This is a genomic window from Rubrivivax gelatinosus (assembly GCF_004340905.1).
GTDB lineage: Bacteria > Pseudomonadota > Gammaproteobacteria > Burkholderiales > Burkholderiaceae_C > Rubrivivax > Rubrivivax gelatinosus.
In genome coordinates this window covers 165,596-189,279 of record NZ_SLXD01000014.1, presented here as the reverse complement: position 1 = coordinate 189,279, position 23,684 = coordinate 165,596, and the positions used below count along the sequence as shown (strand labels likewise).

The window sequence follows — 23,684 nt, the reverse complement described above, 5'->3', positions numbered from 1 at the left end:
CCAATCCATACCGCTTGACCATCTGCGGCCCCGGCATACCCATGTGCAACTCCTTCGGTTAGGTCGGAGTGTCCACCAGAGTGAAACAAGGTCCCGATGCGCGCCGATATAGAGTTAGAAAGATCTAGTGACGCGAAGTTTCTTGCAGAGCCCGAAATGAACAATCAGTTCCATCGCGGGGTTCCACGTCAGATCTTGATCTTTGTACTTAAACAACCAGCGCCTGCCATCGTAGTTTCCAAGAACACCAAACTCATACAAAGTTTCAACGACAGCCTCAGCAGAGTTCCCACCTTCAGAAATCCACTTGCTGACGGTCTTGTCTTCTTTGAGGGTGTCAAGAAAGTTTGTCACCGAAAATCGCCCAGTTCCAATTCGAGTAATACACTGAGTAGCCTCCCTCCAACACGGAAGATAACTGTGAATTTCGTCTCGAATTTCACGGAACAGCCAGTCAGAATATGTATCCTCCGCAAGTCGCACCGAGCTAAATGGAAGCTGCCCTGACTTTGTATGCTTCCTGCAAGACTTCAGAAACTTAATGATATCTCGTGGTCGGTCATAGGTTCGAGAAGTCATGAACGCCCAGACTGATTCGACGTACTGCGGAAGATCGCCGTCGAAGTTAACTACTACATGGCCCCATGGATCTAAAACTGCACCAGGAATGGACTTAACTATTCTCGCCTCCGGGACCAGTTTCAACGCGTAGTCATCCATTTCTTCCCGTGTAGTCCATCCAAGTCTGTAGACATAGTCGTCTAGCTTGTTTAGGTCGTTGTCTTCCAGGCGATCAAATATATCGGACCGCAAGACAACGAGAGGTCGGAAGTGAAAATGCGCAGCACGCAAAGATAGCGCCAAGTCTTCTACGGCGCGGAATAACCCGAGAAGAACCAAACGCAGACTAGTATCACCAGCCCTATAGCCTTCATCCAGTTCATCAATGAAGAGCCAGTACTCCGATTCCGAGGAGACGTTAACAAGCCTTGCCGCCAAAGCGCCAACCACTTTCTGATAATGTACCGGCAGCGTTATCTGGGTTTGCGAACCGCCCAATCGTTCTCCATCCAACCAGCCAGTGGAAACCTTTACTTTTGACTCGGCTTTGGTCAGACTAGTGATCGTGGACGCAAATCCCGCAGAGGAATCCAGCCCATTAGCGGATAGAAATTGACGAAGTTCGTCGACTGCGGATGCAGTTTCCGCCCCGTTATCAGAGCAGACCATCTTCGCTAACTCGATCAACAGCAGAAAACTCCATGCAGCGACAAACTGAGATTTGTCGCGTTGGCTTCGATCTCTGAGCTCCCGGAAGTCTTGGAGGGGAAAATTGCGCAATGTCAGATTAGAACTGAACCCCATAGCATCGGCGGCCACTCGCTGCTTAATGCGCTCGATGATCGCCGTCTTGCCCGTTCCCTTGCGTCCTACTACGTAGCGGATCTGGCCGGCCTCGATGTCTGCGAACTCAGGGAAGGCGACGAAGTATCCTGGCAAGTCATGGTCATCCTTTGCCTCATCTGGCCCCCAGTTCACCAATCTAAAGTCGTGCACGTTTCCGCTCCATGTGAGGGGTTGGTGGAAAGCCGCATTGTGCGCCTGTGCGACGGGTGATGGACGACAACCTAAATCGTCTATCACAGCACTTGTCGCCTAACACAGATGCTGCCGGACATCGCATGGTCCTGTCGCATCTGGATATTCTTCTTGCTTTACTAGGCGCCCATCCAGTATCAAATTTGCCGTCTGAGGCGGCGTCCATGCGGGGCATTCTGAGCCGCCCCGTCACCGACTCCAAGCTCGCTACCCGCCATCGAGGGGAGGAGCCAGGCAGGACGCATAAACGCTGCTCCGCCCTGCCGCGGCCGTCGGGTGGCCGGTGTAGGGAAGTATTAGGAGGAGGCCCGGCGCAGCCGGGCCGGGGGACATGACCGGAACCGGCCACCCGGCGGCCGCGGCATACAGCGAGCGCCAGCGTGCAACCAGCCGCACACCAACAACTGCGCCAGATCAAATCCACACAGCCGCACCACCCAAACGCGCCCCCCCAAGCGAGAACGAGAAGGCGCTTCACGCGCAACAAAGCGGGCAAACAAGCCCCCTCTTGAAAGCCCGAACCCCGACCCCTAACTGACCGGTACAGCCAGCGGCGGCACCCAACAAGCCCCGCCGGCCGCAACCCGACACTAGGAGGTCAACCATGTACCGCACCCTGTTCCCGCGCGACGTCTTCGCCGAGCTGGATCGCCTGCAGCGCGACCTGACGTCGGTGTTCGAAGGCTCACCCAGCATTCGCGGCATCGGCCGCGGCGGGTATCCGGCGCTCAACGTCGGCAGCACCGACAGCGCGTTCGAGGTCTACGCCTTCGCACCGGGCCTGGACCCGGCCACCATCGACGTCAACCTCGACCGCGGCGTGCTCACGATCGACGGCGAACGCAAGGCCGGCCTGCCGGCGCAAGCCGAAGCCGGCAGCGACAGCAAGCGCACCGTGCACCTGCAGGAGCGCTTCACCGGCCGCTTCCGCCGCGTCGTCAGCCTGCCCGACGACATCGACCCCAACGCCGTCACGGCCGACTACAAGGACGGCGTGCTGCGCGTCAGCGTCCAGCGCCGCGCCGCCGCCCAGCCGCGCCGCATCGCCGTCAACTGAACGCCAGCCTTTGGAGGACACCATGAACGCCGTCACCCAAACCCGTGACACCGCGGCCACCACCGCCGCCCGCGAGCCCGCGCTGCTGCCCCCGGTGGACGTCGTCGAGGACGCGACCGGCATCACGCTCTACGCCGACCTGCCCGGCGTGCCGCGCGAGAACCTGCACCTGCGCGTCGAAGGCGACCAGCTGACGCTGGAAGCCGAGATGGCGCTGGCCCTGCCGCAGGCGCTGCAGCCGCAGCACGCCGAGGTGCAGCTGTCGCGCTACCGCCGCGGCTTCACGCTGAGCAAGGAGCTCGACGCCGAAAAGGTCAGCGCCGAGCTGTCGCAAGGCGTGCTGCGCGTGCGCATCCCCAAGGCTGAGCACGCCCAGCCGCGCAAGATCGCCGTCCAGGTCGCCTGACCGCGTGACGACACGCCGGCCGCCGCCGCGGCCGGCGCCTTTTCCATCACCACCCGTTCCCATCGGAGCACTGCCATGAAGATCGACGAGATCCGCCAAGGCTTCGGCACGCTGTGGGACAGCGTCACCGAAGGTTGGGACCGCCTGCGCCAGTCGGCCGCCGGCGCGCTGACCCGGCTGCGGCCGGGCGATGACACCGCCCTGCCCGCCCGCGAACACGTGGACGACACGCTGTGGATGCCCAGCACCGGCTGGGCGATGATGGGCGGTGAAGTCTTCGAGGACGACGACCGCCTCGTCGTGCGCCTCGAAGCCCCGGGCCTGGAGAAGGAAGACTTCGACGTCCAGGTGCAGGGCGACGTGCTGGTCGTGCGCGGCAGCAAGCGCTTCGAGCGCGAAAGCACCGAAGGCCGCTGGCGCGTGATGCAGTGCGCCTACGGCGCCTTCCAGCGCACGGTGCCGCTGCCGGTGGCGGTGCGCGGCGAAGAAGCCCGCGCCAGCTACCGCAACGGCGTGCTGCGCGTCGAGCTGCCCAAGCTCGCACCCGGCAAGCCGCGCACGGTGTCGGTGCAAGTGGGCTGAAGACCCGGGCTTCAGGCCGCGGCGCCGCGCGCGCCGCGGCGGCCCGTCAGGCGCGCGAGCAGCTTGCGCGCCTCCTCCACCCACAGCACGGCGCTGGCCAGCACGGCCAGCAGCCCCCAGGTGGCCGCCGGCAGCGCCACGGTGTGGAACAGCGCGCCCAGCGGCGCCCAGTGCACCACGGCCACCTGCAGGGCGATGCCCAGCGCCAGGCCGCCGGCCAGCCAGGGGTTGCGCAGCCAGCCCAGGCTGAACACCGAGCGCCAGCGCGACTGGCAGTTCAGCACGTTGAACCACTGGCACATCGCCATCAGCGTGAAGGTCTCGGTGCGCACCTGCTCGATCGGCAGGCCGGCGCCCACGCGCGTGGCATACCAGCCGTAGGTCACGGCCACCGCGGTGGTCGCCATCAGCGCGATGCGGCCGAGCATCGTGCGGTCCACCAGCGGCTCGTCGCGCGGCGTCGGCGGGCGGCGCATCTCGTCGCCGTCGGGCGGGTCCATCACCAGGTTCACGGTCAGCGTGCCCTCGGTGACGATGTTGATCCAGAGGATCTGCACCGCCAGCAGCGGCAGCGGCTGGCCGCCGCCCAGCGCCAGCAGCAGCAGCGCCACCTCGTCCAGCGAGGTGGCGAAGAGGTAGAGGATGACCTTCTTCAGGTTGCCGTAGACCACCCGCCCCTGCTCGACGGCGCCGACGATGGTGGCGAAGTCGTCGTCGGTGACGACGATGCGCGCCGCGCTCTTGGCCACCTCGGTGCCGGTGATGCCCATCGCCACGCCGACGTCGGCACGCGCCAGCGCCGGCGCGTCGTTGACGCCGTCGCCGGTCATCGCGACGACCTCGCCGCCGGCCTGCAGCGCCTCGACGATGCGCAGCTTCTGCGCCGGCTGCACGCGTGCGAAGACGGCGATATGCGCCAGGCCGTCGCGCAGCTCGGCTTCGCCCAGGCGCTCCAGCGTCGGGCCGTCGACGGCGCGGTCCTCGGGCCCGGCGATGCCCAGCGCGCGTGCGATCGCCAGCCCGGTCAGCCGGTGGTCGCCGGTGACCATGACGACACGCACGCCGGCGGCGTGGCAGGCGGCCACCGCGGCACGCGCTTCCTCGCGCGGCGGGTCGATCTGGCCGGCCAGCCCCAGCAGGCGCAGCCGGCCGGCGTGCGCTTCGGGATCGGGGCTGGCGTCGGCCGGCAGGCCGTCGGCGGCGGCGAAGGCCAGCACCCGCAGCGCGCCGGCGGCCAGCGCCTCGGCTTCGGCACGCGCCGCGGCCACCGCTTCGCCGGGCGGCAAGAGCTTCAGCACCGCCTCGGGCGCGCCCTTGACCAGCAGGCGCGCGCCGCCGCGGCCGTCGTCGTGCAGCGTCGCCATCAGCTGGCGGTCGGCATCGAACGGCAGTTCGGCCAGCCGCGGCGCGGCGGCGCGCGCGGCGGCCACGTCGACGCCGGCCTTGGCGGCCAGCGTGCACAGCGCGCCTTCGGTCGGGTCGCCGGCCACGCTCCAGCGGCCGTCGGCGGCCTGGCGCAGCGTGGCGTCGTTGCACAGCGCGGCGGCCTCGGCCAGCGCGGTCAGCGCCGGGCCGGCGGCCGGAGCGCCGTCGCGGGTGATGGCGCCTTCGGGCGCGTAGCCGCTGCCGGCGACGTCGGCGCGCCGGCCGGCGGCGCCCTCGGGCCACCACAGCCGCGTCACCGTCATCTCGTTGCGGGTCAGCGTGCCGGTCTTGTCGCTGCAGATGACGGTGGTCGAGCCCAGCGTCTCGACGGCCGACAGGCGGCGGATCACCGCGCCGCGCGCCGCCATGCGCTGCATGCCGACGGCCAGCGCGATCGTCACCGCCACCGGCAGGCCCTCGGGCACCACCGAGACCATCTGGCTGATCGCCACCATCAGCACCTCGACGGCCGGCAGCCCGCGCCACAGGCCCAGCAGCATCACGGCGACGAACAGCACCAGCGACGCGCCCACCAGCCAGCGGCCGAAACCTTCGATGCGGCGCTCCAGCGGCGTGCGCTGGTCGGCCGCGCCTTCGGTCAGCCCGGCGATGCGGCCGACCTCGGTGTGCGCCCCGGTGGCCACCACCAGCGCCAAGGCGCGGCCGCCGGTGACGTAGGTGCCGGAATAGAGCATGTCGTGGCGGTCGGCCAGGCCGGTGGCCTCGGGCACCGGGCTGGTGCTCTTGGCCACCGGCACCGATTCGCCGGTCAGCGCGGCTTCGGCGGCGCGGCACTGGGCGGCGTCGACGAGGCGCGCGTCGGCACCCACCGCATCGCCGGCGGCCAGCACCAGCAGGTCGCCGGGCACCAGCTCGCGCGCCGCCACCTCGGTCTCGGCGCCGTCGCGGCGCACACGCACCCGCAGCGCCGACAGCTGCCGCAACGCGGCCATCGAGCGTTCGGCGCGGCCCTCCTGCGCCGCGCCGATGGCGGCGTTGACGGCGACGACGGCCAGGATGACCGCGGCGTCGCCGACGTGGCCCAGCGCCAGCGCGATCAGCGCGGCGACGAAGAGGATGTAGATCAGCGGGCTGCGGAACTGCTGCAGCAGCACGTGCCAGGCCGGCCGCGGCGGCGGCTCGGGCAAGGTGTTGGCGCCGTGGGCGGCCAGGCGGCGCGTGGCTTCGGCGGCGCTCAGGCCGCGGGTCGTGTCGCTCTGCAGCGCCTGGGCGACGGCAGCGGTGTCCAGCGCGTGCCAGGCGGCTTGCGGCGGCGGCGACGCAGCGGACGGGGTCGGGGCGGCGGTCATCGGCGCCCCGACACTAAGCTCATTCGGGGCAGTCTTCCAGCCCGTGCGCGGCCACCAGGGCTAGGCCGGCCTCGTCGACGACCATCAGGCGCGAGCCCGAACGTTCGACCAGGCCCTGTTGCAGCATCGCGCGCCAGGCGCGGTTCACGCGCTGGCGGCTGCCGCCGACGCTGGCCGCCAGTTCGGCCTGCGAGACGTCGAGCTCGATGCGCGTGCCTTCGGGCCCGTCGTGGCCGAACTGGCGTGCCAGCCGCTGCACCTGGCGCGCCAGGCGCTGGGCCAGCGGCATCGTGTGCAGCTCCTCGAAGCGGCGGAACATGCGCCGCAGGCGCTGGCAGTTCAGCTGCAGCAGCGCGTCGCGCAGTTCGGCGTGCTGGTCCATCAGCTCGCGCAGCGTGGGCTTGGCCAGCACCACCAGCGTCGACGGCATGTGGGCCACGGCGTCCAGGTCGGACGGCCGGTCGTCGATGGCGGCGATGTCGCCGAACCACTGGCCGGGGCCGACGAAGTCCAGCGTGAAGCTGCGGCCGTCGGACAGCGCCGTGCCCAGCCGCACCGCGCCGCGCGCGACGCCGAACCAGCAGGCCGACAGGTCGCCGCGGCTGCCGATGCGCACGCCGGCGGCCACGCGCCGCACCTGGCCGCGCGACAGGATCGCGTCGCGCAGCCCCGGCGACAGGCCGGCGAACCAGGGGCCGGCCTGCAGCGCGGCCTTCTCGCCCAGGCGCAGTTCCTGGTGCGCCGGCAGCGTCGCCCAGGCGGGCAGCGGGCGGCGCAGCAGCGGCAGCTCGATCGGTTCGGCAGTCAGCATCGCGTGGTCTCCGGCACCGGCGGCACCTGCCGCCTGGACAAACCCGTTTTTCGGCCGGGGCCTTGTTGCCCCCGATCAAGCGAGAGAAAGACAAGGAAACGACCGCGGCAGCGACCATACCCGGACCCTCGAAAACCCGACATCGGCACAAACCACAGGGCGCGGCACGGAACTCGGGCGGCATCGTTGCGCCATGCCCGGCACCACCGCCTCCACGCCGCCCGACGCCGCGTCCGCCCACGCCCCGCACGGCACGCGCCGCCGCGAGGCGCTGCTGGACGCCGCGGCGCGCCGCTTCAACGAACAAGGCCTGCGCGGCGCGACGCTGGCCGACATCGCCGGCGCCGTCGGGCTGGCGACGAACAGCCTGACGCACTACTTCCGGCGCAAGGAGGAACTGGCCGCGGCCTGCCTGCTGCGCGCCATCGCCGCGGTCGACGAACTCGCCGCCGAGGCCGCCGCCGAGCCGGCGCTGCAGGCGCGGCTGCGGCGCTTCTTCTGCGGCTTTGCCGCCCGGCTGGCCGAGGTGCACGCCGGCCGGCGCCCGGACCTGGTGGCCTTCAACGACGTGCGCGCGCTGCCCGAGTCGCAGGCCGAGCCGGTGTTCGCGGCCTACAACACGATGTACCGCCGGGTGCGCGCGCTGCTCGACGCCGAGGACGCGCCGCGCCTGTCGCGCGCCGAGCGCAACGCGCGGGGCCACGTCGTGCTGTCGGTGGCCAACTGGCTGCGCAGCTGGATCGTGCGCCACGAACTGGAGTGCTACGAACGCGCCGCGGCGCGTGTGGCCGAGCTGCTGGTGCACGGGCTGGCGGCGCCGGGATCACGCTGGGCCCAGGTGGCCGAGCGGCCGGCCATCGTGCTGGCGCCGCCGGCCGACGACGCCGCGGCCGAGGCCTTCCTGCAGGCGGCCACCGCGCTGGTCAACGAGCAGGGTTACCGCGGCGCGTCGGTCGAGCGCATCGCCGCGCGGCTGCACCTCAGCAAGGGCGCCTTCTATCACCGCCACGACACCAAGCACGACCTGATCTCCGCCTGCTTCGACCGCAGCTTCGAGCTGCAGCGCGCGGCGCTGCGCGCCGCCGAGGCGGCGCCGGGCAGCGGCTGGCAACGCGCCGGCGCGGCGGCGCGGGCGATGGCGCGTTTCCAGCTGTCGGCCCAGGGGCCGCTGCTGCGCGCCTCGGCCACCAGCGCCCTGCCCGACGCCGCCGAGCGCGAACGGGTGCAGCGCACAGGCGAACGCCTGGCGGCACGCTGCGCCGAGCTGCTGCTGGCCGGCATGGTCGACGGCTCGATCCGGCCGCTGGACCCGGCGCTGGCCGCCGAGATGGTGCTGGCGGTGGTCAACGCCGGCGCCGAGCTGCCGCTGTGGGTGCCCGAGGCCGGCGCCGAGGACGTCGAGCGGCTGATGCTGCAGCCGCTGTTCGAGGGCCTGCTGGCGCCGCCCGCCTGATCAGCCCGCGGCCGAGGCCGCCGGCGCGGCGCGCATCGCGGCGCAGGGGTCGGGGCGGTTCTGGCGCGGCACCTCAACGCGGCGGTCGAAAGCCGTCGTGCCGTCGCCGGCTTCGACGACGCCGATCGCCTCGGAGCGCGCCCGCGTCGCCGGGCTCAGCCAGCGCGGCGCGCCGACGTCGGTGCGCACGTGGCCGTTGCCCGCCAGCAGCACGGCGCCGCCGGCGGCGTGGGCCTCCAGCGCACGCGCCATGCTCTGGTCACGCGCGACCTGGGCCAGCGCCATGCGGCGCGCCATCGCGGCGTCGAGCTGGCCGCAGTGCGAGCCTTCGATCTCGCCGGCCAGCGTGTCGAGCACCGGCGCCGGCACGTCGGCGTCGAAGCCTTGCGCGGCCAGGCCCTCGCGCATCACCAGGCGGGCGTCGGCGCGCGAGACGTTGGCGGCGACGATCGGCACGCCGGCGCGCAAGGCGGCAGCGACGAAGGGGCGGTAGAAGCTCCAGTCCCAGCCCGGGCCGCCGGCCGCGGCGATCAGCGCGTCGGCGTCGCCACCGGCCGCGCGTGCGGAGTCCAGCGCGCCCTGGCGCTCGCGGTCGAACTGCTCCATCACCAGCGCCGGGCGCTCGCCGCGCGCCAGCACGGCCTCGAAGGCGGCCAGGCGCAGCGCGTGCGCGGCGGCGTTGTCGTGCACCTCGCCGAGCAGCACGACGGGGCGTTGGGGCAGCAGCGGCGGCGCGGCATGGGCGCCGAGCGCGGCGCAGGCGGCAAAGACGGCTGCGGCGCTGCGCAGGCGGGAGACGGACGGCGTCAGGACGGTCACGGCAGGATCCTCGGGGACGAACGTGAACGGCTGGCGGCGGCTGGCGCGGGGAGGTGTCGACGGGCGCCAGCGCCCGCCGCAGTGGTGTCAGAGCTTGGGGATGCGGATGCGGCTGATCATCAGCGAGCCCGAGAGCGCGTAGACCAGCACCAGCGGGTGCAGCGTGAAGCCGGCAACCTGGAAGCTGCCGAACCACAGGTCCTGGCGCACGTGGCCCAGCGCGGCGGCGACGGCGAGCATCGCGACGATGAGGATCGAGGTCGGGATCGGTGTGCCCTCGAAGTACTTGACCTTGCCGGTGCCTTCGGACAGCGCCTCGGCGGTGACGTTGTAGCGCGCCAGCCGCGACACGCCGCAGGCGACGAAGTAGACCAGCACGATGCGGTCGTACAGCCCCTGCATGCCGACGCCGTAGGCCATGATGGCCGGCGCAACGCCGAAGGAGATCACGTCGGCCAGCGAGTCGAGCTCGCGCCCCATCGCCGAGCTCTTCTGTCGCCAGCGCGCGATGCGGCCGTCGAGCACGTCGAAGACCAGGGCGGCGAGCACCAGCGCGGCGGCGAAGTAGACGTGCAGCACGTCGCCGGTCTCGAGATAGGTCATCGTCGAGAACAGCGCCCCGATGCCGCAGATCGCGTTGCCGAGGGTGAACCAGTCCGCGAGATGGAACTCGCGGATCATCGAAAAGGGTTTGTTGGGCGGAAGGGACGTCGTCATGGGCGATCTCGGCCACCGTCGCGCGCGGCCAGGGCCCCAGTGTACGGGGGCCGCGCGCCACCCCGCACCGGCTCGGGTCAGGCGCCGTGCCGCGGGCTCACAGCGAGACGCAGGCGGCGCGGTCCACGCGCAGCACCGAACGCTGGCGGAACTCGGCCTTGTAGGCGGCGCGGATGGCCTCGATGCGCGCGCCGGCTTCGCGCCCGCCGGGGTGCAGCAGCACGAGCACGGTGCTGGCCTCGCGGCCGATCGGCGCTTCGGGCGACTCGCGGTACTGGCCGCGGCCGTCCAGCAAGGTCAGCCCGTCGGGGAAACGCGGCGTCACCACGCGGTCGACGAAGACGGCGAAAGCCGTGTCGTCGACCGGGCCGCCGGGGCCGGAGCGGCCGAAATACAGCTCGGTGCGGCGCCACACGCGCCCGCCGGGCACGCCGGCGCAGGCGCTGGCGGCGACCTGGCGGTCCGACGGCACGGCGGCCGGGCGCGCCTGCACGGTGCCCGCCGCGAGCAGCGTGGCGGCCAGCAGCGCCGCGGCCTTCATGCGCCGGCGGCCTCGCGCGCGCGGCGCTTGGCGTGCACGTAGGCGCCATGCGGCACGTGCAGCAGGTCGGCGATGCGCCACAGCAGGTGCTGCTCGTGCGCGCCGAGCACGCCGTCGGCGTAGGCCACGCGCCACATCGCCTCGACGATGGCGATCTTCTGCTCCATCTCCCAGGCCTCGTTGATCGCCGAGGTGAAGCCGAACAGGTCGCTGGCCCCGGCCACCGCGCGTTCGGCGAGTTCGACCAGGCGCTCGAGTTCGTCGTCGGCCAGCGCAAACTGCGCGCGCAGCGTCGCCAGCACCGCGGCGCGTTCGGCCGGCGAGATCTCGGGGTCGGAGCGCATCACCTCGACGAGCAGCGCGGCGCAGGCCAGCTGCAGCGTGTGGGCGTCGTCGCGCGCCGGAGCGTCGCGGCGCGGGGCCACGGCGTCGAACAGGTCCTTCAGGGTCTTGAGCATCGTGTCGGGGCAGCGCCTGCCACGGAGGCGCAGGCGCCAAGGGTACCGCGGCCGGCGATGCCCCCGCCGTGCCAGGCGTGCGCCCGGTTCGTCGCGTGCGCGGCCCCCCGGCGCCAGCCCACCCCCCGTTCGTCGCAGCCGCACCCGCACGGGTGCCGGCTGACGTTACGCTCGCGGCTTTTGCCGAGACCGATGCCGCCTGCCGGCGGCCCACGCCGATGTCCATGCGACCCGTCCTGACCGCCGTCTGCCTCGCCTGCCTGCTCGCCGCCTGCGGCAAACCCGCCAAGCCCGAAGCCGCCGACGCGGCCGCCTCCGCGCCGACGCTGTACATCGCCCCCGAGGACGTCGTCACCGTGCAGTCCAGCGCCATCGCCGGCGGCCCGGTGATCACCGGCTCGATCCAGCCCGAACGCCGGGCCGACCTGGCCGCCGAGGTGGCCGCCGTCGTCGTCCAGGTGCTCAAGGACAACGGCGAGGCGGTGCGCCGCGGCGACCTGCTGATGCGCCTGGACGACACCGCGCTGCGCGAGAGCCTGACCTCGGCCGAGGAGTCGGTGCGCTCGGCCAGCCAGGCCTGGGAGCAGGCCGAGCGCCAGGTGCAGCGCCTGAAGACGCTGCAGCAGCAGGGCATGATCTCCACGCAGGCGCTGGAAGACGCCGAGATCCGGCGCAACACCACGCAGAGCGAGCTCGTCGCCGCACGCGCCCGCGCGGTGTCGGCGCGCCAGCAGGTCACGCGCACGCTGGTGCGCGCCCCGTTCGACGGCGTCGTCAGCGAGCGCCGCGTCTCGGTGGGCGACACGGTGCAGATCGGGCGCGAGCTGGTGAAGGTCATCGACCCGGCGAGCATGCGCTTCGAGGGCCTGGTCTCGGCCGACCGCGTGGCCGAGCTGAAGACCGGGCAGACGGTGCGCTTTCGCGTCAACGGCTACGGCAACGAGGAGTTCGCCGGCCGCGTGCGCCGCATCGACGCCGCCGCCAACGCGACCACGCGCCAGGTGGCGCTGATCGTCGACTTCGCCGACGACGCGAAGGCGCCGCGTGTGGCCGGCCTGTTCGCCGAAGGACGCGTGGAGACCGGCAGCAGCGACCGCCTGATGCTGCCCGAGAGCCCCATCGTGCGCAGCGGCGAGGCCGCCACCGTCTGGCGCCTGGACGGCAAGACGCTGCAGCGGGTGGCCGTCAAGCTCGGCGAACGCGACGCGCGCACCGGGCTGACGCCGGTGCTGTCGGGCCTGGCCGCCGGTGACCGGGTGCTGCGCAACCCGTCGCGCACGATGACGCCCGGCCAGGGCTACGAGCTCAAGCCGGCGGCCGCCGCCAGCGCCGCCGCGGCTTCGGCCGCGAAGTGAGGCGCGGCATGCTGCTGTCCGAATTCAGCGTCAAGAAGCCGGTGGCGATGGTCGTCGTCATCATCGCGATGATGGCCCTGGGCCTGCTCGCGCTGTCGCGGCTCAAGGTCAACCAGCTGCCCGACGCCGAGCAGCCGGTGCTGGCGGTGACCATCCCCTACCCCGGCGCGTCGCCCGAAACGGTGGAGCGCGAGGTCGTCGACCGCATCGAGAAGGCGCTGCAGGGCATCTCCGGCGTCGACCAGCTGCGCTCCACCTCGGCCGAAGGCAGCGCGACGCTGGTCATCATCTTCGACTTCGGCAAGGACCTGGTGCTCGCCTCCGACGAGGTGCGCAACGCGATCGGCTCGGTGCGCCACAAGCTGCCGGTGGAGATGCGAGAGCCGGTGCTGCAGCGCCTGGACCCGAACACCCAGCCGATCATGCAGCTGGCGCTGTCGTCGACGACGCAAAGCCACGCCGAGATCTCGCGCCTGGCCGAGGACCAGCTCGCCGACCGCTTCCGCGCGATCCCGGGCGTGGCGGTGGTCAACGTCAACGGCGCGCTGTCGCGTGAACTCTCGGTGCTGCTGCGCTCGCAGAAGCTGCGCGAGTACGAGGTCTCGGTGACCGAGGTGGTGGCCGCGCTGCGCGCGCAGAACGCCACCGCGCCGGTGGGCAAGGTGCGCGGCACGCTGGAGGACCAGAGCATCCGCCTCGTCGGCCGCATCGAGCACCCGGCGGACTTCGGCCAGATCGTCATCAAGCGCCGCGGCGACGAGCTGGTGCGTCTGGCGCAGGTGGCCGTCGTCGAGGACGGCTACGCCGAGCTGACCAGCCGCTCGATCCGCAACGGCAACCCCAACGTCGGCCTGTCGATCACGCGCACCCGCGAAGCCAGCACGGTGAGCGTCGCCGACGAGGTGCGCCGCGTCGCCGAGGACGTGCGCAAGACGCTGCCCGAGGGCACGACGCTGACCGTCACGCGCGACGGCGGCGAGGAGGCGCAGAGCAGCCTGGACAACGTGATCCACGCGCTGGTCTTCGGCGCCGGGTTGACGGTGTTCGTCGTCTACCTGTTCCTGAACAGCTGGCGCTCGACGCTGATCACCGCGCTGTCGCTGCCGACCTCGGTGCTCGCGGCCTTCATCGCGGTCTGGGCCTGCGGCTTCACGCTGAACTTCATGAGCCTGCTGGGCCTGTCGCTGGCCATCGGGGTGCTGATCGACGACGCCATCGTCGTGCGCGAGAACATCGTGCGCCACCTGGAGATGGGCAAGGACCGCATCTCGGCGGCGCTGGAAGGCACCTCCGAGATCGGCCTGGCGGTGACGGCGACGACCTTCTCGATCGTGGCCGTGTTCATCCCCATCGGCGTCATGCCCGGGCTGGCCGGCGAGTGGTTCCGGCCCTTCGGCCTCACGGTCGTCGCCTCGGTGCTGGTGAGCCTGTTCGTCAGCTTCACGCTCGACCCGATGCTCTCGGCCTACTGGGGCGACCCGCCGGGGCGGCACCTCGAGCCCAAACGCGGCATCGAAGCCAAGCTGGCGCGGCTCAACGCCTGGTTCGACGAGCTGGCCGAACGTTATTCGCGCGTCGTCGGCTGGGCGCTGCACCACCGGCGCTGGATGACGGTGTTCGCGGTGGCGAGCTTCGTCGGCGCGCTGGCGCTGCAGGCGAAGTTCGGCGGCACGAGCTTCCTGCCGACCTCGGACGTCGGCACGATCGCCGTCGAGGTGCGCACGCCGGCGTCGAGCAGCCTGGAATACGCCCGCCTGAAGGTCGAGGCGGCCGCCGCGCTGGCGCGCGAGATGCCCGAGACGGTGGCCACCAACAGCTCGGTCAACCCGAACGGCGGCCGCGTCTTCGTCGACATCGGCAAGAGCACCGAGCGCCGCCGCTCGGGCACCGAGATCGCGACCGACCTGCGCGCACGCGTCTCGCGCCTGGTCGGCGCCGAGTACGCGGTCATCGACGACCTGAACAACGGCGCGCAGAAGCCGGTGCAGATCCGCTTCTCGGGCCCCGACTCGCGCCGGCTGCTGGAGATCACCAACGAGTTCATGGCCCGGCTGCGCCAGGTGCCGGGCGCGGTGGACGTGGCGCTGTCCGAGCAGGACCCGCAGGTGGAGCTGAAGATCGAGCTCGACCGGGGCCTGGCCAACACGCTGGGCATCTCGGCCAGCGACGCGGCACAGGCGCTGCGCGTGGCCTTTGCCGGCGTCGAGGCCGGCGACTGGATCGACCCCAGCGGCGAGACGCGCGACGTCGCGGTGCGCCTGCACCCCGAGGACCGCGTCGACGCCGGCAACATCGAGCGCCTGCCGATCGCCGTCAGCGGCGCCAACATGCTGGTGCCGCTGGAGCAGATCGCCACCGTGACCGTCGGCCGCGGGCCTTCGCAGATCCAGCACGCCGACGGCAAACGCATGATCTCGGTGGCCGCCAACGCCCAGGGGCGTTCGGCCGGCGAGGTGACCGCCGACGCGCTGAAGATCGCGCGTTCGATGGACTTCCCGCCGGGTTACGCGCTGGAGCTGGCCGGCACCTCGCGCGACCAGGAGATGGTGTTCCGCGACCTGGGCACGGCGCTCTTTGCCGGCATCGGACTGATGTACCTGATCCTGGTGATGCAGTTCGGCTCGTTCACGACGCCGCTGGCGGTGATGCTGTCGCTGCCGCTGTCGCTGATCGGCGTCGTGCTGGCGCTGCTGGCCACCGACGGCACGCTGAACCTGATGAGCTTCATCGGCGTCATCATGCTGATGGGCCTGGTCGCCAAGAACGCGATCCTGCTGCTGGACGCCGCGCGGGCCCGCGAGGCCGAGGGCCTGGACCGCGAGGAGGCACTGGCCGCCGCCGGCCGCCAGCGGCTGCGGCCGATCCTGATGACGACGCTGGCGCTGATCGCCGGCATGCTGCCGGTGGCCGTCGGCGTCGGCGAAGGCGGCGAGTTCTACCGCCCGATGGCCGTCGCCATCATCGGCGGCACGATCACCAGCACGCTCCTGACGCTGCTCGTCATCCCGAGCTTCTACGACAGCATCGAGACCTCGCGCGACCGCGCGCTGGCCAAGTTCCGCCGCCGCGCCGAGGGCCGGCACCCGGCGCTGGCCTTCGTCACGACGCTGGCCGAGGCGGTGGTGACGCTGCTGGGGCTGCGTTTCGTCTGGCGTCTGGCCCGCCGCCGCGGCGCTGGCGCCTGAGGTGGCCTACGAACTCGCGCTGGCGCTGGCGCTGATCCAGCTCGCGCTGTTCGCGCTGTGCTGGGCACTGATCGCGGCGCTGATGCCGCGGGAGCGCCTCACGGCGCTGCTGTTCCTGGCCCTGTGTGCCAGCGACGCGGCGACCGCCTGGCTGCACGTCGGCCAGGAAGGCGCGCTGGGGCCGGTGGCGCCCTGGATCATGACGCTGGGGCTGGCCAGCGCGACGCTGGTGTGCTGCGGCGCCGACGCCTTCGTGCACCGGCGCCCGCGTCACGCCCGCCTGTGGCTCGGGATCTTCGCCGCCGGTGCCGCGGTGATGTGGCTGCCGCTGCCGGCCGGCGGCGAGCAGCTGCTGCGGCTGGCGGTCTACCAGGGCTGTTTCCTGCTGCTGCTGATCGGCCCGCTGGTCCGGTTGCGCGCCGGCATCCTGGTCGAGTTCGGCCGCTACGGCTGGCTGCCGCTGCTGCCCTTCGCCCTGATGAGTCTGCCGGTGGCGGCCTTCCTGGTGCAGATCACGCTGCAGCCCGAGGTCGTGCCCAGCCGCTACGAGGTCGACCCGGTGCGCGGTGCTCGTTCGCTGATCCCGTTTGCCATCGTCTCGGGCATCTTCCACATCACCTGGCTGGGCATGATGCTCGGCCGCCAGGTCGTCGCCGCGCGCGAGGTCGCGCGTGTGGACACGCTGACCGGCACGCTGCGCCGCGGCGCCTTCGAGGCCGAGCTCGAGCTCGGCCTGGCCGCGGCCGCGCGCCTGGGCCATCCGCTGACGCTGGCCTTCGTCGACGTCGACCATTTCAAGCGCATCAACGACCTGGGCGGCCACGCCGCCGGCGACCAGGTGCTGCGCCGCCTGGGCGCGGTGATCGCCGCGACGCTGCGCAACACCGACCGCTGCGGCCGCTGGGGCGGCGAGGAGTTCGTGCTGATGCTGCCCGGGCTGGCCCCGCAGCAGGCGCCGCGGCTGCTGCGCCGCCTGACGCGGCGGCTGGCAAGCGAGCGCATCGCCGTGCCCGCGGGCTGCGAGGCCTTGACCCTGAGCATCGGTTACGCCGGCTGCGGCGCCGGCGAGCGGCCGGACGGCCGGCTGCTGATCCGCCGCGCCGACGAAGCGATGTACGCCGCCAAGCAGCGCGGCCGCGACACCGTCGTCGGCTGGCACGAACTCGGCGGCGACACCCCCGCCGCGGCCGAAGCACCGGCCTGAACCGGGCCGTTCGGCCGGGCGGGAACGGCGCGTGCCGGGGGGATGTGGCCGGCGTGTCCCGTCGCCGCACCCGAGGAGATCACGATGCACCGAACCCCGAGCGCCGTGGCGCTGGCCGCCGCCCTGGCCACCGCCCTGCCCGCCGCCGCGGCCGGGCTGGACGGCAGCGAGGTGACGATCACCGGCTACTGCTGCCTGCTGCCGTCCGAGCCGTTCCGCTTCACCGTGCCGGCCAGCGCCACCGTCGGCGCGGGCATCGAGTTCCCGGCCGGTTCGCTGAGCGCCCTGGGCGGCTACGACCTCATCAACTCCGACGTCGACGTCTCCGCCTTCACCATCGACCTCGTCTACCGCGAGAGCGGCGAAGCCGCGGGCGGTGGCTTCAACGGCTTCGGTTTCGACTTCGCCGGGCTCGCGGGCCAGCGCATCGCCGGCGTGGCACTGAACCCGGCCTCCAGCTTCGCAACCGACGAGGTCGGCCTGAGCTTCGACGCCGACAGCGTGTTCTACGACGGCTCCGGCCTCGGCTTCGAGCCGGGAACCCGGGTGTCGATCGACGTGGCGCTGGCCCCGGTGCCCGAGCCGGCCCCGGCGCTGTCGCTGGCCGCGGGGCTGGCGCTGCTGGGCGCCTGGCGGCGGCGCACGGCCTTCACGCGGAGCTGAAACGAATGGCCGCGAACCGTCATCAGGCCCGTCTGGCGCGGCAGGTCGGTGAACTCGCCGTCGCGGTGCCGGCCGTGGTCGGCCATCGCCTGACGCGCATGGCGCTGGCCGGGCCGATGCCCGGGGCACGCGACCGGCGCGAGTTCAGTGGCATGGTCAGCGAAAAAGGTGTCGCCTTCGCCCACGCCTGGACCGCGATGGGCTGGCAGATGCTGATGGCGCAGCAGCGCCTGTCCATCGCCTGCTGGCAGGCCGCGTTCATGCCTTGGCTGGGCGGCGGCGCCGCCGGCATGCGCCGCCACTGGGAGCAGACCGCGCACGAGGTGCTGGCCGCCGGGCTGGCGCCGGTGCACCGCAAGGCCGTGGCCAACGCCAGACGGCTGGGCCGCAGCGGCAGACGCTGAAAAAACAAAGCCCGCTCGCCGTCTGGCGGCTGCGGGCTCGTCCCTTGTCGAGTGGCGGGGCCGTGGCGGCGCTTCGAGTCGGGATTCCAGGCACTGGGTCACGGGTTCCCGGTTCCGCCCAATGTGCGGTCGGTTTCGTGCCTTGAATGCTGTGCATCGTAGCGCGGCCGTGTGACGGTGAAATGTCGAAATGACCCGTCCAGCGGGGACAAATCCACGCATCCACGGGGCGCGAGAGGACATCGCGGCCGGGCACGCGGCGCGGCAGAATGAGCCGCACGGACAGGCCATGAAGTACCGCGAACTCGTCCTCTTCAACGGCGAACGTTTCCTGGTGCCGCAAGGCATCCAGCGCATCGACACGCGTGCCACGCACGGCTGGCAGGTGCGTTACCAGGGCACGCGGCTGTTTTCCGACCACACGCGCGACGGCAGCGGCGCGCGCCAGGCTTTCGATCTCGCGACGCGCGAGCTGATGCGCCGCATCGCCGCGCTGCCGGCGCCGGTGACGCTGCAGCGCGCACCCAGTGCGCACAAGAGCAGCGCGCTGCCTCCGGGCATCTCCGGGCCGATCATCCGCACCAAGAAAGGCAGCGGCACGCGTACCGCGGTGCTGTCGGTGCTGCTGCCGAAGTTCGGCGCGCCGTCGCGCCGCACCAGCGTGCACATCGGCAGCGAGAACACCTACAGCCTCGAACGTTTCGAGCAGGCGCTGGCACGCGCGCAGGCGCTGCGCGCCGAAGCCGAGCGCGACTACACGATCGCCGCCACCCAGGCGCGCCGCCGCGCCGGGCTGGTGATGCGCCGTGTGCTGCGGGAAGCCTGATCCGGCGCCCGCTTGACCGCCCTCAACCCACGCATCGGGGTCTGCCGGGAGGCTTCGCGCTCTGGACACGAAGCGGCCGCGCGAGGGCGTGGCACAGGTGATCGGGCTTGCAAACCAGCGAAGACGAGAAGCTGCACGGCCACGGCGGCAACGGCACAATCCGCGCATTTCGCGCCCGGGCGCCGGTGCGGTATGCCGCTTGCCTTGGCGGCACGCCGTCGGGCGCCTGCAGCGGCCGACCCTTCGCGCCCGAGGTGAGCCGATGAGCACCCCCGTCCCGCTGACCCACCACGAGATCCTCGAACTCGTCGCCCCGTTCAGCCGACGCGGGCTGCGCGTGGACCTGCCCGCCAGCGACCGCATCGCGCGCCGGCTGCGTTTCAGGCCCGTCGAGCACGCCCCCGGGCCGCAGCAGCCGCTGGCGCTGCACGAGGCGCTGGAACTCGAGAGCTTCGCCGCCGACGACCAGCGTGTCACGCGCCGGTTGCGTGCCGGTGACGGTCTCGAGGCGGTGCTCGTCGCCGACGGCCCCGACGTCGCCGAGCTGGCCGAACGCGTGGCCGCCGTGCCGCTGCAGCGCCACCTGCTGCACGGCCGGGGCTGGCAGGCGGCGCTGTCGTACCGCGCCCGGCGCTCGGGCGACGGCAGCAGCGAGGTCATCCTGACCGAGGCCAGTGCCCGCGTGGGCGGGCTGGCGCTCAAGCTCAAGGTCTCGGGCGTCTCGGGCGTCAACGCCGACCTCGAGCTGATGCCGCTGCCCGGCCGATCGATGGCGCTGCCCGACGACCTGCTGGCGGTGCTGGGCTGGCCCTGGACCTGCATCGCCCGGCTGCGCGAAGGCTGGGGCGGCGCCCTGCGGCTCAAGGGCGCCGGCGCCGAACGCACGCGCGACGCCGAGCACAAGCTGGCCCGCACGCTGGACCACCTGGCGCGCACGCTGGCCGGCACGCCGCAGGCCTTCCACGAGACGATGAACCGCGAACGCTGGCGCGTCACGCTGCGCCGCGCGGTGCCGCTGCTGGTCAGCATCGGCTTGATCGCCGGCGCCGCGACGGTGCCGCTGATCGAGCTGGCGCAGAACTCGGTCTGGCGCATGCTGGTCTTCCATTCGCCGGCCTTCCTGCTGATGCTGTTCTTCTGCATGGGCGAAATGCCCCGGCTGGAGATCCCGCCCGTGCCGCTGCTCGCACGTGCCGGTTCCTGGGAGCCGCAAGCGCAGGCCGCGTCGGCCTGATCGACCTCTTCACGACACGAACGCCCCACGATGCTCGGCAACCCGATGAACATCCCCCCGGTCTCGATCACCGCGGCCAAGTCCGCGCTGGTCGAGCAGTTCGGCGACCCCGTGCTGCGCCGCCGCGCCTCGATGCTCTGGGGCACGCGCGGCGTCGGCAAGTCGTCGATCGTGCGCCAGGTCGCCGAGCACCACGGCGTGCCGCTGATCGACCTGCGCCTGACGACGATCGAGCCGGTGGACATCCGCGGCGCGATCTACGCCGACGACCGGCTGGAGAAGACGGTCTGGTTCCCGCCCGAGTTCCTGCCTCAGGCCGACCAGCCCGCCGGCCTGCTCTTCCTCGACGAGCTCACCGCGGCCGACCAGCGGCTGCAGGTCTCGGCCTACTCGCTGATCCTGGACCGGCGGGTCGGCCGCTACGAGCTGCCGCCGGGCTGGATGGTCGTGGCCGCCGGCAACGCCAGCTTCCACGGCGCGGTCTGCCACGACATGGGCACGGCGCTGGCCGACCGCATGTTCCACTTCAACGTGCAGACCGTCGTCGAGGCCTTCCTGCAGCACGCCGTCGCGAACGACTTCGCGCCCGAGGTCATGGCCTACCTGAAGGTGCGGCCCGACAAGCTCGACGACACCCAGGCCCAGCTCGCCGCCGACCACCTGATCGGCGCCAGCCCGCGCGGCTGGGAGGACGTGTCCAACGTGCTCAAGAGCGGCCTCGGCGAAGCCGCCAGGCGCGTCTTCGTGCAGGGCCGCATCGGCGCGGCCAACGCCGCCGAGTTCTTCGGCGTGCTGCGCGAGATCCAGTCCGGCGCCGACGTCGTCAGGCTGCTGGCCGCGCGCCCCGGCGAGGAGACCGCGGCGCTGCTGCCGCGCACGCTGGACGGCCTGTACGGGATGATCTACGGCCTGCTGGCCGCGGCCAACGACGACCGGGCGCTGGACCGCGCGCTGGAGATCATCGAACAGCTGCCCGACACCCGCAGCCAGGTCGCGCTGCCGATCCGCGAGGCGCAGACGCTGGCGATGGAGCTGCTGATGCAGAAGGCGCTGGAAGGCGGCATGGAAGGCACCATCCTCGACAGCCCGGCCTACCGCCGCTACAGCGAACGCCGCCAGCGCGAAGGCCACGATGCCTGAACCGGCATCGGTACACCTGCACCGCGGCACACGCGCGGTGCAGCGCCTGGTCGAGTTCGCGCCGTCCACCGGCGGGCTGGCGCTGTGGGCGCAGCACCGTGACCGCTCGGCCGACGAGCCGGTGCCGACGATCGCCACCCACGGCCACACGATCTGGTACGGGCCGTCGTTCGAGTGCCTGACGCTGCCGCAGCAGGCCGGGCTGGTCGCCCACGAGGTGCTGCACGTCGCGCTGCGCCACGCCCAGCGCTACACCGAGCTGCAGCAGGTGGTGGGCGACGTCGACCTGCCGCTGTTCAACCTCTGCGCCGACGCGATCGTCGACAGCACGCTCAGCCACCTGAGCTGGCTGGAGCTTGCGGCCGGCGCGGTGACGCTGGATCGGCTGCTCGCCACCTCGCTGGGCATCGAGACGACGCTGGAGAAGGCGCTGCTCGAATGGGACGTCGAACGCCTGTACCGCGAGATCGACGATCGCCGCCAGGACGGCCGCGACGGCAGGCGCCAGGGGCACAAGCAGCAGGAAGGCGGCGACGACGGCAAGGCCTCCAGACGCAGCAGCGCCACGTCCTCGAAGGAGAGCGAGGACGGCCGCGGCGAACGCTCCGACGGCCCGCGCTCGGGGCGTGCACGCGCGCTGGCGCGCGGCCTGGTGCCCGACCTGCTGCCCGGCCGCCACGGCGCCGGCAGCCCCGAGGACGAGGCCGAAGCCTCGCGCGAGTGGCGCGAGCGCCTGACACGCGCCCACGCCGGCGACGGCGCGCACTCGATGCTGCGCACGCTGCTGGCCGACCTGCCCAAGACACGCACGCCCTGGGAGCAGGTGCTGCGCATGCAGCTCGGCCGCGCGCTGGCGCCCAGCGCCGAGACCTCGTGGTCGCGCCCCTCACGCTCCTACATCGCCAACCAGGGCCGCATGGGCTCGCGCCGCATGCCCTTCGAACCCGGCCGAGCGCAGAGCAAACGCGTGCCGCGGCTGGCGGTCGTCGTCGACGTCTCGGGCTCGATCGAGGACGCGCTGATGGAACGTTTCGCGCGCGAGATCGAGGCCATCACGCGGCGGCTGGAAACCGGGCTGGTGCTGATCGTCGGCGACGAACGCGTGCAGCGTGTCGAACGTTTCAAGCCCGGCCAGTCGGACCTGCGCAGCATCGAGTTCCAGGGCGGCGGCGGCACCGACTTCACGCCGCTGCTGGAAGAGGCCGACAAGCACCTGCCGGACATCGGCGTGGTGCTGACCGACCTGGACGGCCCGGCGCGTTTTCGCCCGCACTGGCCGGTGGTCTGGGCGGTGACGGCCAAGGACGCGCACGCCCAGGCGCCGTTCGGCCGCAAGCTCGTGCTCGACTGATCAGGCTGCCGCGTCGGCCAGCGCCTGCCAGGCGCGGCGCAGCTCGTCCTCGGCTTGCGGGCGCACGACCCGCGCCACCTCGCGGCCGCGGTGCAGGAACACGAGCGTCGGCCACAGCTTGACGGCGAACGAGCGCCCCAGCGGCCGGCCGCGGCCGTCTTCGACCTGGCGGTGGGCGATCTGCGGGAACTCGGCGCGCACGGCGCCGATGGCCGGCTGCGCGCCCAGGCAGTGCGGGCACCAGCCGGTGCCGAACTCGAGCACGACGGGTGCATCCAGCGCGTCGACTTCGGCGCGTGTCGGTTCACGGTCGACGGGCAGGGTGTCGGGGGTCGTCATGGTGGCTCGGGGCTCAGAACGTGCCCGGGTAGGCGCCGCCGTCGAGCAGCAGGTTCTGGCCGGTGAAGAAGCCGGCCTGGGCGCTGCAGACGAAGGCGCAGAAGGCGCCGAACTCGTCGGCGCTGCCGAAGCGCCCGGCCGGGGCCTGGCGCCGGCGGGCCTCGATCACGGCCTCCAGCGGCTGGCCGCTCTTGGCGGCGCCGGCGGCCAGCGTGCCACGCAGCCGGTCGGTGTCGAAGGCGCCGGGCAGCAGGTTGTTGATCGTCACGTTGCGCCCGGCCAGCGCCGGCTGGCGCGCCAGCCCGGCGACGAAGCCGGTGAGGCCCGAGCGGGCGCCGTTGGACAGGCCCAGCACGTCGATCGGCGCCTTCACCGCGCCCGAGGTGATGTTGACGACGCGGCCGAAGCCGCGCTCGGCCATCGCGTCGACGGTGGCGCGCATCAGCGCGATCGGCGCCAGCATGTTGGCGTCGATCGCGGCGATCCAGGCCTCGCGCTCCCACTGGCGGAAATCGCCCGGCGGCGGCCCGCCGGCGTTGTTGACGAGGATGTCGACCTGCGGCGCAGCGGCCAGCGCCGCGGCGCGGCCGGCTTCGGTGGTGATGTCGCCGGCCACCGCGCGCACCTCGACCGCCGGGTTCAGCACGCGCAGTTCGGCCGCGGTGGCCTCCAGCACCTCGGCGCCGCGGGCGGTGACGACGACGTTGACGCCCTCGCCGACCAGCGCGCGTGCGCAGCCCTTGCCCAGCCCCTTGCTGGCGGCGCAGACCAGCGCCCAGCGTCCTGCGATTCCCAGGTCCATGTG

General features: G+C 71.9%; 22 protein-coding genes. 13 read left to right on the top strand and 9 right to left on the bottom strand.

Features of this window, described 5'->3' with window-relative positions; translation table 11 throughout:
* Positions 1-114: 114 nt before the first annotated feature.
* The gene (locus tag EV684_RS20365) at positions 115-1,557 is read right to left on the bottom strand and encodes an ATP-binding protein (RefSeq protein ID WP_132649179.1); all 1,443 of its coding nucleotides are present in this window, start codon (positions 1,555-1,557) and stop codon (positions 115-117) included.
* 646 nt (positions 1,558-2,203) lie between these two features.
* On the opposite strand from EV684_RS20365, the gene EV684_RS20360 reads away from it, so the two are divergent.
* The 3 genes from EV684_RS20360 to EV684_RS20350 all read left to right on the top strand — a co-directional run bounded on the left by EV684_RS20360 (position 2,204) and on the right by EV684_RS20350 (position 3,644).
* Positions 2,204-2,656, top strand: a complete 453-nt coding sequence (locus tag EV684_RS20360) for an Hsp20/alpha crystallin family protein (RefSeq protein WP_009855656.1) — start codon at positions 2,204-2,206, stop codon at positions 2,654-2,656.
* Between the two features lie 22 nt (positions 2,657-2,678).
* On the top strand, positions 2,679-3,062 hold the full coding sequence (locus tag EV684_RS20355) for an Hsp20/alpha crystallin family protein (protein WP_009855655.1): 384 nt from the start codon (positions 2,679-2,681) through the stop codon (positions 3,060-3,062).
* A gap of 75 nt (positions 3,063-3,137) precedes the next feature.
* Positions 3,138-3,644 (top strand): Hsp20/alpha crystallin family protein, encoded by a 507-nt coding sequence (locus EV684_RS20350; protein WP_132649178.1) that lies wholly within the window; start codon positions 3,138-3,140, stop codon positions 3,642-3,644.
* Between the two features lie 11 nt (positions 3,645-3,655).
* Here the strand turns inward: EV684_RS20350 and EV684_RS20345 are convergent, their stop codons facing one another.
* Both EV684_RS20345 and EV684_RS24610 read right to left on the bottom strand, forming a co-directional pair.
* Positions 3,656-6,379, bottom strand: a complete 2,724-nt coding sequence (locus EV684_RS20345) for a cation-translocating P-type ATPase (RefSeq protein ID WP_132649177.1) — start codon at positions 6,377-6,379, stop codon at positions 3,656-3,658.
* 19 nt (positions 6,380-6,398) lie between these two features.
* On the bottom strand, positions 6,399-7,190 hold the full coding sequence (locus EV684_RS24610; protein ID WP_132649176.1) for a Crp/Fnr family transcriptional regulator: 792 nt from the start codon (positions 7,188-7,190) through the stop codon (positions 6,399-6,401).
* Positions 7,191-7,383: 193 nt separating this feature from the next.
* Here EV684_RS24610 and EV684_RS20335 point away from each other — a divergent pair, with 193 nt between their 5' ends.
* Positions 7,384-8,643 carry a TetR/AcrR family transcriptional regulator gene (locus EV684_RS20335; RefSeq protein ID WP_132649175.1) on the top strand — a complete coding sequence of 420 codons (1,260 nt, stop codon included), beginning with the start codon at positions 7,384-7,386 and terminating at the stop codon, positions 8,641-8,643.
* Here EV684_RS20335 and EV684_RS20330 read toward each other — a convergent pair whose 3' ends face one another.
* The 4 genes from EV684_RS20330 to EV684_RS20315 form a co-directional block, all read right to left on the bottom strand.
* Positions 8,644-9,462: a ChaN family lipoprotein gene (locus EV684_RS20330; protein ID WP_132649174.1), complete on the bottom strand. Its 819-nt coding sequence runs from the start codon at positions 9,460-9,462 to the stop codon at positions 8,644-8,646.
* An 87-nt stretch (positions 9,463-9,549) separates the two neighbouring features.
* Entirely contained in the window at positions 9,550-10,179 is a 630-nt protein-coding gene (gene pssA / locus EV684_RS20325; RefSeq protein WP_132649173.1) for a CDP-diacylglycerol--serine O-phosphatidyltransferase, read from the bottom strand.
* Positions 10,180-10,276: 97 nt separating this feature from the next.
* Positions 10,277-10,720, bottom strand: a complete 444-nt coding sequence (locus EV684_RS20320) for a DUF3574 domain-containing protein (RefSeq protein ID WP_132649172.1) — start codon at positions 10,718-10,720, stop codon at positions 10,277-10,279.
* Entirely contained in the window at positions 10,717-11,178 is a 462-nt protein-coding gene (locus EV684_RS20315) for a tellurite resistance TerB family protein (RefSeq protein WP_132649171.1), read from the bottom strand. Before EV684_RS20315 ends, EV684_RS20320 begins: the two co-directional genes overlap by 4 nt.
* A 224-nt stretch (positions 11,179-11,402) precedes the next feature.
* On the opposite strand from EV684_RS20315, the gene EV684_RS20310 reads away from it, so the two are divergent.
* From EV684_RS20310 to EV684_RS20270, 9 genes are all read left to right on the top strand, one after another.
* Entirely contained in the window at positions 11,403-12,533 is a 1,131-nt protein-coding gene (locus EV684_RS20310; protein ID WP_132649170.1) for an efflux RND transporter periplasmic adaptor subunit, read from the top strand.
* Positions 12,534-12,541: 8 nt separating this feature from the next.
* Positions 12,542-15,718, top strand: a complete 3,177-nt coding sequence (locus EV684_RS20305; protein WP_132649169.1) for an efflux RND transporter permease subunit — start codon at positions 12,542-12,544, stop codon at positions 15,716-15,718.
* Between the two features lies 1 nt (position 15,719).
* Positions 15,720-16,922, top strand: a complete 1,203-nt coding sequence (locus EV684_RS20300; RefSeq protein ID WP_132649168.1) for a GGDEF domain-containing protein — start codon at positions 15,720-15,722, stop codon at positions 16,920-16,922.
* Between the two features lie 84 nt (positions 16,923-17,006).
* The gene (locus tag EV684_RS20295) at positions 17,007-17,585 is read left to right on the top strand and encodes a hypothetical protein (protein WP_132649167.1); all 579 of its coding nucleotides are present in this window, start codon (positions 17,007-17,009) and stop codon (positions 17,583-17,585) included.
* 5 nt (positions 17,586-17,590) lie between these two features.
* Complete coding sequence (locus EV684_RS20290) at positions 17,591-17,989, top strand: polyhydroxyalkanoate granule-associated phasin (protein ID WP_132649166.1); 399 nt, start codon at positions 17,591-17,593, stop codon at positions 17,987-17,989.
* A 289-nt stretch (positions 17,990-18,278) separates the two neighbouring features.
* Positions 18,279-18,815, top strand: a complete 537-nt coding sequence (locus EV684_RS20285) for a hypothetical protein (protein ID WP_132649165.1) — start codon at positions 18,279-18,281, stop codon at positions 18,813-18,815.
* A gap of 262 nt (positions 18,816-19,077) precedes the next feature.
* A complete protein-coding gene (locus EV684_RS20280; RefSeq protein ID WP_132649164.1) occupies positions 19,078-20,049 on the top strand; it encodes a hypothetical protein in 972 nt (323 codons plus the stop codon).
* 45 nt (positions 20,050-20,094) lie between these two features.
* Entirely contained in the window at positions 20,095-21,189 is a 1,095-nt protein-coding gene (locus EV684_RS20275) for an AAA family ATPase (protein ID WP_243651231.1), read from the top strand.
* Positions 21,182-22,540, top strand: coding sequence for a vWA domain-containing protein (locus tag EV684_RS20270; protein WP_132649162.1), 1,359 nt, complete (start codon positions 21,182-21,184; stop codon positions 22,538-22,540). Before EV684_RS20275 ends, EV684_RS20270 begins: the two co-directional genes overlap by 8 nt.
* On the opposite strand, the gene EV684_RS20265 is transcribed toward EV684_RS20270, so the two are convergent.
* Together EV684_RS20265 and EV684_RS20260 are read right to left on the bottom strand one after the other, a co-directional pair.
* A complete protein-coding gene (locus tag EV684_RS20265; RefSeq protein ID WP_132649161.1) occupies positions 22,541-22,879 on the bottom strand; it encodes a thioredoxin family protein in 339 nt (112 codons plus the stop codon).
* 13 nt (positions 22,880-22,892) lie between these two features.
* The gene (locus tag EV684_RS20260) at positions 22,893-23,681 is read right to left on the bottom strand and encodes an SDR family NAD(P)-dependent oxidoreductase (protein WP_132649160.1); all 789 of its coding nucleotides are present in this window, start codon (positions 23,679-23,681) and stop codon (positions 22,893-22,895) included.
* Between the last annotated feature and the right edge of the window lie 3 nt (positions 23,682-23,684).